Source organism: Allomuricauda sp. TY007, from assembly GCF_010468565.1.
Taxonomy (GTDB): Bacteria; Bacteroidota; Bacteroidia; order Flavobacteriales; family Flavobacteriaceae; genus Flagellimonas.
Genome location: NZ_WUEG01000024.1, coordinates 1 through 10,594 on the forward strand (window position 1 = coordinate 1; position 10,594 = coordinate 10,594).

Here is a 10,594-nt window from a genome sequence, read left to right on the forward strand (position 1 = left end):
TTTAACAAAAAAAGCACTTAGACTTTTTACAGATAGATCTAATCTAAAGGTGGGTCACTTTGGCCCGGCGGGGGTGGGTCACTTTCGTCCGGCCAGCTATGGTCACTTTAACCCGGCGAGGGTGGTATACTATGTCCGGCGTTTCCAAGAAAAGACCTTAACCATTGGGAAATCATTTAGGTTGGACAATTTTCTGGCAAATAAAGAGAAAAGAAAAGCGGTTAAATTATTGAGACCTATACAAAAGGTAGGAAATTTATTCACGGCTTATCTGAAATCAAATTTAAGTAACGGATTTTCAAATTTATATTCAAAAAATAGTACAACGAATGAATATGAGTTTAATAGTAATATCGGTTTAGGTCTAAAGTATACTTATGTTTTTAACGGCAAAATTTCTTCTGGGGAGGTAGAAAAAATAGACTACATAAGACAAAACTATGTAAAAAAAGAAGTTGCAAAATCACTGAAAAAATACAATTCAGTGGCTTTAAACAAAGATGTTACTCTTAAAGACTTTGATAATAGGGATAACGAATTAATCATTAAGGAATCTGAAGAAAAGCAGATAGTTAAAAAATATTTTGAATTCTATGAGTCTATAATAGATGAAGAACTTAAATATATAGAAAGTGAGAAGTTGATTAAAACTTCCCATTTATCTTGGTTTTCGATTGATGCTTATTTACCCTTAACGGAACGAATTATAAAACATAGTTTGGATAGTTTGGTAATTGATAAGCGGAATTTCAGAGACTACAATTTTTCGGGTACATTTAACTATTTATTTGCCAAAAACACTAATGGATGGGGTAAAGATTGGTCATCAAAGCTTACTATTGAAAGTGGCTTGTTTAAGACCAACAATTTTAAGGTTAGTAATCAGACTGCTGCGACTTTTCAAAATATTGTAAAAGACAATATTACAACTGTTGTGGAGGGAGATTCTGATTCTGTATTTTTGGGAGACTATGATGATGCGTGGGCAACTGCTGTTAAAATGGAAGGTGTATTGTTGTTGTTTAATAATTCAATGGGTTTAAGTGCATCCATAGAGTCAATTCAATCAAGTTTAAAAGATTATAAAAATTGGAAACTGGGTATTCCTTTTAGTTTAAAAGATAAGGACAACAAGCCAACGGTAAATTTTGAATTGCAATGGAGAGAAGTAAGTGCATCTCATTTTGTTGGAATAAGCGTTGGATATAATTTCGGTAAATTCGTTAAATAAATGACCACCCAACCCGAATACATTTTAGAGGAAAACCTTGTTGAACAGCTACAGGACTTAGGCTATACAAAAGTCAGTATAAAAGATGAGGTTGAGTTGCTCGCCAACTTAAAGAGTCAGTTGGAGAAACATAACCGGACCACCTATTCGGAAGCAGAATTTAGGCAAATACGCAACCAACTCTCCAAGGGCAACATTTTTGAAAAGGCCAAAACCCTTCGTGACCGTATCACTTATACAAAAGATAACGGAGAAACGGGTTATGTGGAGTTGATCAACCAAGTGCATTGGTGCAAAAACCAGTATCAGGTCACCCACCAAATCACCATGGAAGGTTCTTACAAAAACCGTTATGATGTTACCATACTCATAAACGGTCTGCCATTGGTGCAAATAGAGCTTAAAAAGCGGGGCTTGGAAATGAAAGAGGCCTTCAATCAAATCAACCGTTATGAGCGGCATTCGTTTGGTTCTGGAAGTGGTTTGTTCCAATTCGTGCAGCTCTTTGTCATCAGTAATGGGGTAAACACAAAGTATTTTGCCAACAACCCTGTAAAAGCACGTTCCTTTAAACAAACCTTCTTTTGGGCGGATAGGGAGAACAACATCATTACGCAATTAAGTGAGTTTGCCAAAGCATTTTTGGAGCCATGCCACCTCTCCAAGATGATCACCAAATACATTGTGTTGAACACGGCCAACACCTTAATGGTGTTGCGACCATATCAGTACTATGCGACAGAGGCGATTGTGGAGCGTGTCAAAAACAGCAATAAGTTTGGTTATATATGGCATACCACAGGATCGGGCAAAACATTGACCTCATTTAAAGCGGCTCAAATCCTTACCAATTTAGAGGATGTGCTCAAGGTGGTCTTTGTGGTCGATCGTAAGGATTTGGACTATCAGACCATCAAAGAGTTCAATAGCTTTAGTGAGGGCAGTATTGATGCCACGAACAATACAGGCACATTGGTGAAGCAGCTCTCCGATGATACGAAACTGATTGTTACGACCATACAAAAACTGAATACGGCCATTTCCAAGCCAAAGCACATGGCCAAAGTGGACAAGCTCAAAAACGAGCGTATCGTATTTATTTTTGATGAATGCCACCGCAGCCAGTTTGGGGATACCCATAACGCCATTAAAACCTACTTTAGCAATGCCCAAATGTTCGGTTTTACGGGCACTCCAATTTTTGCCGATAATTCAGTAAAAAATAAGCTGGGCAGACGAACCACCAAGGATCTGTTTGAAGAGTGTTTGCATAAATACGTCATCACCGATGCCATACGGGACAGGAACGTTTTAAAGTTCTCTATCGAATATATGAACACTGTAAAACCTAAAGATGATGTTGTTGATATAAAAGTGGAGGACATCAATACCGCAGAGGTTTTGGAGACTCCTGAGCGATTGGAGAACAATGTTGATTTTATAATCAACAATCATAACCGTAAAACCCATAATCGACGTTACACGGCCATTTTTTGCGTTCAGAATGTAAAGACGCTAATAAAGTACTACGAGCTGTTCCAAGCTAAGAAAGAAGCAGGCGAACACGATTTAAAAGTAGCTACGATATTCTCCTACCAAGCCAACCAATTGGATGAGGACGCACAGGGCTTTATCCCCGATGAGGATTATGATGATTTTGCGGCCGAGCCCCCATCAAGGTACGATACAAAACATACAAGGGATAAATTGGAAGCGTTTATGGCTGACTATAACGGGATGTTCAAAACCAATTATTCCACCAATGAATTTTATTCCTATTACAAGGATATTGGAAAACGAGTTAAGAACAGACAAGTAGATGTTTTGTTGGTGGTCAATATGTTCTTGACAGGTTTTGATAGTAAGTTGCTAAACACCATTTACGTGGACAAAAACTTAAAGTACCATGGCTTGATACAGGCCTATTCCCGTACCAATAGAATATTGGATGAGGTGAAATCCCAGGGAAATGTTGTGGCCTTTAGAAACCTTAAAGAACCCACTGACGAGGCCATAACCCTGTTTTCCAATAAAGAAGCCATTGAAGAGATCATAGTGCAACCCTATGATGATTACATTGAAAAGTTTGATGAAGCCGTTGGGCGTGTAAAGGCCATTGCACCAACCTTTGATAGTGTGAACGATTTGGCTTCTGAAGCAGAAGAACTGGAATTTGTAAAGGCCTTTAGGGAATTGATGCGCGTAAAAAATGTACTTGGAACATTCACCGAATTTAGTTTTGAGGATTTGGGAATTGACGAACAAACCTTTGAGAACTACAAGAGCAAGTACTTGGATTTATATGACACCATAAAATCGGAAACCCAGAAGGAGAAAGTATCTATTCTAAACGATATAGATTTTGAATTGGAACTGATCCGAAGGGATGAAATAAATGTTACCTATATATTAACCTTACTGGCCAAACTTCACGATTCAGAACCAAAGGAGCAAGAAGAACAGCGCAAAGCGATTTCAGATATATTGTCCTCAGAATCTCAATTAAGAAGCAAAAAAGAATTGATTGAAAGATTTATAACGGAAAATCTACCGTTGATAACCGACTCCGAACTGGTGGCCAATGAATTTGAATCCTTTTGGACGGTAGAGAAGAAAAAAGCCATACTTCAATTGGCCAAAGAAGAAAACTTGGATTACCAGAAGTTGGTTGATTTGGTCAGCAATTACCTGTTCACGGAAAAAGAACCCTTACGAGATTCGATTATTGCCGTTATGAACGAAAGACCCAGCCTTAGGGAGAGAGCCACCTCATCCGACAGGATATTGGGTAAGATAAAAGACTTTGTGGAAACTTTTATTGATGGGATGGGATAGACAGTTCAGAGTAAGAAAGTCCTCTATCATCGCCTGTAATAAAGTTGCCTCCAACCCTTTTTCGTAAATTTACCATATAGTTGCCACACCGCGGTCAAGAATGGGCCAGCACCTTGCGGGTGATGGGGGCACAGACGGCTGATAAAGACAGCGTGGTGTGGCAATGAACCCGCTTTTTCTGCAATTCCAACTTGTTTATAATATGTACCAGCATTCCTTTTATTAAATCCCTATTTGATTCTTAATAGGTTTTCTATAAATTTCTTACATTGTTGCTGGATTACCCCCAATTCCTTATGGAAAATTAATGACATCATACCTCGCATTAAAGGACAACATTAATGCCAAGCTTATTTGATGGTTCACGAAAAAGTTTAGTTAAACTTAGGCCCAATGGCAACCAAAACAAGGCAAGAAATGAAAAATTTAACACTCGACAATTACCTTGATAGTCATTACATCCACAGGAGCAATTGGTTAAGGGCGGCCGTTTTGGGGGCCAATGATGGCATAATTTCCATTTCCAGTCTCGCAATCGGCGTTGCAACGGCGAGTTCGGCCAATGACCCTGTTATTTTAGCAACGGTGGCAGGCCTTGTGGCAGGAGCGGCATCCATGGCAGCAGGAGAATATGTATCTGTAAGCTCACAGACCGACATTGAAAAGGCAGATATTGAAAGAGAAAAAAAAGAACTGGTCGAAATGCCGGAAGAAGAGTTGAACATATTGGCCCAGATCTATGAAAAAAGAGGGCTGAAAAAGGAAACAGCGCTGCAAGTTGCCCAAGAACTAACTGCGGCCGATGCCCTGGGAACGCACATACGGGACGAATTGGGCATCAATGAGATCAGTAAAGCCAACCCGATTCAGGCCGCGTTGGCGTCAGGTGCTGCATTTACTGTTGGGGGCATGTTACCTCTTCTAGTCGTTCTTTTTGCCCCAATTAAAGGAATGGAATATTGGTTATATGGATTTACAACTATTTTCTTGATCATTTTGGGAGCAACGGCCGCAAAAACCGGTGGTTCAAATATGTTGAAGGGAATGGTCAGGATTACCATTTGGGGCACAATCGCTATGGGACTTTCTGCATTCGTGGGTTATCTCTTTGGGGTAAGCGTCTAAAATTTATAAATATGGGGACAGTATATCCGCATGTAACGATAAATCATTAACCCATATTTTTTGGTGGATTCTGAAGCGGAAAGCAATCCAAGAGAAGCCCTAAATTATTCGCTTAATGAAAATGTCGGCTCTCTAAAATTCAAAGCGGTCATTTGGAAAAATTATGAGATTGGAGGATGCTGTTGAAGCTCATAGACAAGTAGAAAACGCCAAAATTGAAGGAAAAATAATCCTAAATGTAAACGAATGAATTACATCATTGAAAATGAAAAGTTGACTCTGCAATATATTCCCGGGAATGGAGCTTGGACATATCAATTGATTATACCAAATACAAGAAATATAAAAGGTAAATGGGGCGATTTAAAAGTTTCGGGGACGATAGACGATTATGAAATTAAAAATAAAAACTTAGGACCAGTAAAAAATTCTGATAAGAAGATATCAGTGAATTCTGAAATAAGAAACGCAATAAACAAAAAAGGTGGCGACACAGTTATTGTAACTTTACATCTTGAAAATCAAACTAATAAAAAGGATAACACGGAAATTTTAGAATGCTTTAGGGATGCTCAAGTAATTAGTCTTTTTGAAGATTTAAGTAAAAACCAACGTGAAGAACTTTTTAAGGAAATTAATGATGTTTCGACTGACAATCAAAAAGCTGAAAAGATAGTGGACATAATTGAAAAACTTGGGAATAAAATGTATGAAACTGAATAAACACTATTGCTAACAGCTAAACCAAATTGCCTTAACAGCCAGAACGTTACTGCGTCTAGCAGGGTGTTGTGCCTTATTACGACAAATAGACAACATAAAAACTAAATTACTACAGATTTACACTTGATTAATTGGAAAAGTTAAATTGTCCAAGCTACACAATTAGGGGCGAAAATCCTGATTATGGAAGGATATGAATCTGTAGACCCACAATGTCCGTCAGGCCTGATAGATTAAAAGATATTGTATGTAAAAAATGGTTGGAAATATGTTCCTACTTGTCATTTCGGAATTGACCAATAAGATTTTAAAGATATAAAGTGAAATTTACTCACGACTTGGAAGGAGTTGATAAAAATGGTGGCCCTATACCGATGTGCCATTCTTTTAGGTTGAAGGACTGTCCCTTATTAACCGCCATTGGCCGACCGTATGACCCAAACCCAACGATTGAAAACCGTGCATGGCAACTAGCTTGGGAGAAGGAATGCTGATTTTGGCCAGATTATAAAATCGTATTCCTAAATTGCAATTCCCCATTAATTTGATAAAAGCCAATGAACAGCGAACAATACACTGCCACTATCAGGGAAAAAAGATATCAGGATTTCACATGGATCGATATACAAAACCCATCCAACGAAGAGGCCCAAGGGATAGCGGCCACCCATGGCCTGAACCCCATTTTGGTAAAGGACAGTCTCCAGGCCGGGCACCTTCCAAAAATGGAACAGATGGAAGATGGCTATTTCATGATATTGAGGGCATGTACGCAAGAGGTCGACAAACCTACCTCCATCAACGATTTTTCCAATAAGATCGCCTTTTTTGTGACCAAAGGGCGTTTGATAACCATACATAGGGCGGAATATGCTTTTCTTGACAGCAATTTACCCGACATGGGGCACATGGACGCACTCATTTTGTACATCATTGATAAAATGGTCGACAGTTTTCAGGAGCCATTGGAAAACCTGTCCAGCAAGATCGATGATATTGAAAATCTCATCTTTACAAAAAAAGGGGACAATCTAACACTGGAGCAACTTTATTTTTTTAAGGCAAAGGCCCGGATCGGCAAAAAACTGACCGTACTCATCCGCTCTGTGATCGATGCCCTAAAGGTCGGTGAAGGCCATGACCCCCAGTTACAGGACATCAAGGACAGTCTTACCGCCCAATACCTGCTCTATGATGAGGCCGTGGAGGACACCAACGGGCTTCTGGCCTCCTACCTGTCCGTCACCGCACAGAAAAGCAACGATGTCATGAAGGTGCTCACCATCTTTTCAGCTTTTTTCCTTCCCCTTACCTTCGTTGCCGGGATATATGGGATGAACTTTGATGTTATGCCTGAGCTCCGCTGGCAAAATGGTTATTTCTATACTTTGGGATTTATGATCCTTATCTGCCTGATCGTATTCCTTTGGTTCAAACGAAAGCGTTTCCTTTAGCCCGAATACCTTTTTTTGGCAAAAAACAGGCTATGGTATCACTAGAGGCCCTATTATAAATCTTTTATTTAAGCTTATAACTTCCGTGGATTAGGGCACTTTTTTGTTTTAAAGAATTTACCTCCAATTCACCCAAAAATAGAGCTTGGTTAAGAAAGCTATTGTTAATCATCCCACACACTTTCATTTAGGTTGTTTCTGGTTTTTCTGCGATATCTCTCAAAAAAATTGATGCTGAGTCCGCCCGCATGGCGGCATAGAAGTTCGTCCTCCAACTCCAACCTTCTTTCCGTTCTAAAAACGTTGTCGCAATCTCTATTTCGGTAACTGGCCTGTCAATTCTTGTATGAAGACATATGCACTTTTTGATTACTGAAAATAACATTGTGCTGATATTCTAAGTGGTAACCGATCCCAAAAAAATACATCTTTGACAAATGGAGGTAAAAAATGTAAGATTAATCTTATGATAATACTTCCTTTACAATTGATGATAAAGAACTCAATAAATTTAGAATTATGAAAAACAACAATACAATGAAGATTTTGGTAATGAGCTTTTTTATGGGGTTGGCAATGGTATTTACTTTCCAATCCTGCAATGACGACGATGGTAAAAAAAATCAAGAAAATGAATTAACTGGTCAATGGCTCCTCTTTCAAAGGTTCGATGGAGATGGGATTGATTCCATTGATAACGGTAAAACCTTAATATTTACAGAAGATGGTGTTATCAAAGACAGTTTCGTACCCAATTGCGATGGCATGTTTTCTATAGAGAAAGACACCTTAACCATTAATAGGCCTTGTCATGACGAGCCAATTCGTTTTCTATTCAAATTTGAGGAAAATAATTTGATTTTAACAAGCATCCCAAGCACCTGTGATGAAGGTTGTTATGACATTTTCAAAAAAATCTAACTACCAACCAATGATAAACTAAAACATGAAAAAAAATTATCAAACACTGTTTATTTTAATTTGTCTATGCTATTGTAGTGCAAATTCCCAAACATGCGGAACTGAGACACCTACAGTTAAAAATACCTATCCGTCTACTGAAACATCAAAGCAAAAGGTGACAAATTACTGTATTGATGTCCAATTCCATGTTATTAAGGAATCCAATGGCACAAATGCATTTGTTGCTGTAAACAGAAATGCTGTCATAGACGAATTGAACGATGCTTTTAACGACCATAATATATTTTTTAACAGTATTGGCACAAATTTCATTAACAACAGTAACTATGTCAATATCGATGACAAAAATGAACTGGATAATCTGATGTCAACTGATAACAACCCGAATGCACTCAACTATTATATTGTTGAGACCCTTTATGAAATTAATGGCCAAGCCATTGCTGGATTAGCATATATACCTTCCAATAATCTAACTGTAATCAATAATAGTGCATTATCTACTACTTCACCCCATGAAGTTGGCCACTGTCTTGATCTGTATCATACACACGAAACATATTTTGGTACTGAAAATATTAACGGTGATAATTGTGGGACGGCTGGTGATTTGGTTTGTGATACCCCGGCAGACCCACAACTCGGTACAGGTAACGTTACTGCTGCATGTATTTATACTGGTGGGGGTGGATATACTCCCTTAACGCACAATATAATGTCGTATTCCCGTCATCATTGTAGGGATCATTTTACAAGTAGTCAAGGGGTACGGATGAGACAAGCCCTTATTTCCAATTCAATTTTACAAAACTTTGTCAACACTTTTCAAATGAGTGGCCTAGAGAATTTATGTTCCTCCGGGTCGTATTCTATTATTGGCCTCCCACCAGGTGCTACAATAAACTGGGACTCTAGTAGCAACATTACCAGAATTTCATCCCAAGGATCAAACCCTTGTACTTTCTCAAGGACTGGAACTGGATCCACGGGTTGGATAAGGGCGACAATATCAAATCCCGGAGCATGTGGGGACGGTATGGTCATTACCCAAAATGTAAACCTAAATTCACAGAATCTGGACTTGTCTGTTACCAGCGTTGAGGGAGAGGGTGCCGCAATTTATGTAAGTGGCTATGTTTCTGGCGGATCCAGCCCGTTTAAATGGTATATCAATTCCCAACTGATAAGCACAACGACTTCTCGTTATTTTAGCTATAGATATGAATGTGAAGGTGGATCCTCCCAAATGGGGGTAACCTCTAACTGCGGCTCTGATTATGCTTATTATTATGAAGACTGTAGCGGTGGCCATCGAATGGCCGTTTATCCGAACCCTGCTTTTTCAGAAATAAGCGTCTCTATGGCTCAAGAGAATCAAATAGGCAATATTAATTTATTAAGTTTGGAAACAATGCCCCAGATTCAGGATGTTGTACTGACATTGTTGGACTTTTCAGGAAACGCTGTTAAGGAAATCATCTACAATGGACCTGTACAAGAAATGAAAATGGACGTATCAGCATTGTCAAAGGGAATCTATTTCTTAAGGGTTGTTGGAAAGAAAGTGGATGAAATCCACACTGTGATTATAGAGTGATACCATTCCTATGACTTTAACAGTAACCAAATTGCATTTTTTTGACCGTGGATTTTTGGATGCCCTTTTCTACGCTGTCCTAGAAGGCATTCTAATTGATCAGGAAAAAAACCTATGCCGAAAACTGGTAGTATCATACCCATGTGTTCATCTTACCCCCTTGGAGGGATATTTACCATACTTACCATACCGATGCCGAGCGGACACAGGATTGGAACGAGGCGGTGTTCACTTATAATAAAATGATTCAGACCAATCGAGGATATGATTATGGACTTGTGGAGGTACCCAAAGCACCCGTTGGCAAAAGGGCAGATTTCATTCTTGATCGTATCAAGAGGAATTGACCAATCAAGGTTTACTTTCCTCCTTGGTTATCAAATATCGACCTGACTTCCCGGTGCACCTTCAAATAATGCCGCTCCAAATCCCCCTCCTTGATTTCAAGGGGCTTGGGCAAGCCTTTTGGAATTTCGGGCCTTCGGAACTGTACCTTTCGGTCCTTCCCGTCCGCAAAGACCACAAACTCCCCCTGCTTCAAGCGGAAGAACACCTCCGCCCTGCGCTTGGACACCTCCTTTTCCCCTTCCGTGATGCGTCGTTCCAGACTCAGCCCCGAGCTTTTGCTCACACTCCGGGTGGGCATTTTGACCAGTTCAAAGAAGCGCTCATAATACCTTGCCGTATCCGGGTCGTTCACCTTCC

The 10,594-nt window shown here is 39.4% G+C and carries 8 protein-coding genes and 1 pseudogene; 8 read left to right on the forward strand and 1 reads right to left on the reverse strand.

All coding sequences use genetic code 11. The features are described from left to right. From GO009_RS16985 to GO009_RS17020, 8 genes are all read left to right on the forward strand, one after another. Positions 1-1,231: hypothetical protein (locus GO009_RS16985; RefSeq protein ID WP_163627913.1), on the forward strand; the 1,231-nt coding region annotated here is incomplete at its 5' end. After that, a complete protein-coding gene (locus GO009_RS16990) occupies positions 1,232-4,066 on the forward strand; it encodes a type I restriction endonuclease subunit R (RefSeq protein ID WP_163627914.1) in 2,835 nt (944 codons plus the stop codon). Positions 4,067-4,483: 417 nt separating this feature from the next. Next, positions 4,484-5,191: a VIT family protein gene (locus tag GO009_RS16995; RefSeq protein ID WP_163627915.1), complete on the forward strand. Its 708-nt coding sequence runs from the start codon at positions 4,484-4,486 to the stop codon at positions 5,189-5,191. A 246-nt stretch (positions 5,192-5,437) separates the two neighbouring features. Beyond that, complete coding sequence (locus tag GO009_RS17000; RefSeq protein WP_163627916.1) at positions 5,438-5,914, forward strand: DUF1905 domain-containing protein; 477 nt, start codon at positions 5,438-5,440, stop codon at positions 5,912-5,914. Between the two features lie 557 nt (positions 5,915-6,471). Beyond that, positions 6,472-7,368 carry a CorA family divalent cation transporter gene (locus GO009_RS17005; RefSeq protein ID WP_163627917.1) on the forward strand — a complete coding sequence of 299 codons (897 nt, stop codon included), beginning with the start codon at positions 6,472-6,474 and terminating at the stop codon, positions 7,366-7,368. Positions 7,369-7,887: 519 nt separating this feature from the next. Then, positions 7,888-8,289, forward strand: a complete 402-nt coding sequence (locus GO009_RS17010; protein WP_163627918.1) for a hypothetical protein — start codon at positions 7,888-7,890, stop codon at positions 8,287-8,289. Between the two features lie 25 nt (positions 8,290-8,314). After that, complete coding sequence (locus GO009_RS17015; protein ID WP_163627919.1) at positions 8,315-9,889, forward strand: T9SS type A sorting domain-containing protein; 1,575 nt, start codon at positions 8,315-8,317, stop codon at positions 9,887-9,889. 143 nt (positions 9,890-10,032) lie between these two features. Continuing rightward, positions 10,033-10,236, forward strand: a complete 204-nt coding sequence (locus tag GO009_RS17020) for a hypothetical protein (RefSeq protein ID WP_163627920.1) — start codon at positions 10,033-10,035, stop codon at positions 10,234-10,236. Between the two features lie 11 nt (positions 10,237-10,247). On the opposite strand, the pseudogene GO009_RS17025 reads toward GO009_RS17020, so the two are convergent. Continuing rightward, positions 10,248-10,594: pseudogene (locus tag GO009_RS17025) on the reverse strand (type IV secretory system conjugative DNA transfer family protein); the annotation flags it as partial.

Excerpts from the sequence above, each read along its gene's own strand:
- GO009_RS16995 (WP_163627915.1), top strand. The coding sequence starts at position 4,484 with ATGAAAAATTTAACACTCGACAATTACCTTGATAGTCATTACATCCAC.
- GO009_RS17015 (WP_163627919.1), top strand. The coding sequence starts at position 8,315 with ATGAAAAAAAATTATCAAACACTGTTTATTTTAATTTGTCTATGCTAT.
- GO009_RS17000 (WP_163627916.1), top strand. The coding sequence starts at position 5,438 with ATGAATTACATCATTGAAAATGAAAAGTTGACTCTGCAATATATTCCC.
- GO009_RS17010 (WP_163627918.1), top strand. The coding sequence starts at position 7,888 with ATGAAAAACAACAATACAATGAAGATTTTGGTAATGAGCTTTTTTATG.
- GO009_RS16990 (WP_163627914.1), top strand. The coding sequence starts at position 1,232 with ATGACCACCCAACCCGAATACATTTTAGAGGAAAACCTTGTTGAACAG.
- GO009_RS17005 (WP_163627917.1), top strand. The coding sequence starts at position 6,472 with ATGAACAGCGAACAATACACTGCCACTATCAGGGAAAAAAGATATCAG.